Raw genomic sequence first — 695 nt, 5'->3', positions numbered from 1 at the left:
TGGATGTCCTTGGCGGCAAGCACGCCCTCCATCTTGCCGACGACAGGCGTCGCTTTCGCCGACGCGCCACTCGCCCGCTTGCTTCCAGCGCGCTTGCCCACGGCCTGCCTGGATCGCGGCGGCGGCCCCTTGCCATTGGCAAAGCCGATCGCGCCGAGCATGGCGTTGCGGTGCACGATGCCGATGATGGCGTCGCGCGACACCGGACTGCCGCGCAACGCGCTGAACGCGACTGCAATCCTGGAGGCTGAGAACCCATCCTTCAGCCAGCGGGCGATCTCGTGCAATTCCGCGTCGCTATAGCTTGCCATATCCAGCTCCATCCAAAGTTCGGCCGCGCGCCGTCGGGCAGCGTCAAGGTTCGACCCGGTCGCCAGGCCGCAGTCAGGTTGTTTTTCAAGAGCCGGCTCTCAGCCGGCCAGCCTCAGCCGGCTTGGGCCGATTTCCCGCCGGCAAGGTGCAGAAGCCGCGCTTCGGCCGTGTTTCTGTCCAGGGCGGAAACCGCCCTGCCCGTCAGCCTGTCGAACAGGATGACGGTGCCGTCCTCGGTGCGGATGCAGGATCGGCCTGCCGCAAAAACAGAGCCGGCGCCATGCCGGCCGAATTGGGGGCCGAAGCCGCTGGGAGCGGCGGCTCCGGCCGTTCCGGTCGCCGGAGACAGGCGGACCGGACCCGAGGCTCGTGCGGTCAGGCAC

The 695-nt window shown here is 68.3% G+C and carries 1 protein-coding gene and 1 pseudogene; both read right to left on the bottom strand.

Features of this window, described 5'->3' with window-relative positions; genetic code table 11:
- Positions 1-311, bottom strand: a pseudogene (locus EN969_RS33930) (GcrA cell cycle regulator); the annotation flags it as partial.
- A 113-nt stretch (positions 312-424) separates the two neighbouring features.
- Positions 425-695: hypothetical protein (locus EN969_RS35700; RefSeq protein ID WP_127419913.1), on the bottom strand; the 271-nt coding region annotated here is incomplete at its 5' end.

The sequence above is a fragment of the Mesorhizobium sp. M7A.F.Ca.CA.003.01.2.1 genome, assembly GCF_003998945.1.
In the GTDB taxonomy this organism is placed as follows: Bacteria; Pseudomonadota; Alphaproteobacteria; order Rhizobiales; family Rhizobiaceae; genus Mesorhizobium; species Mesorhizobium ciceri.
This window is presented reverse-complemented; position numbering and strand designations above follow the sequence as displayed.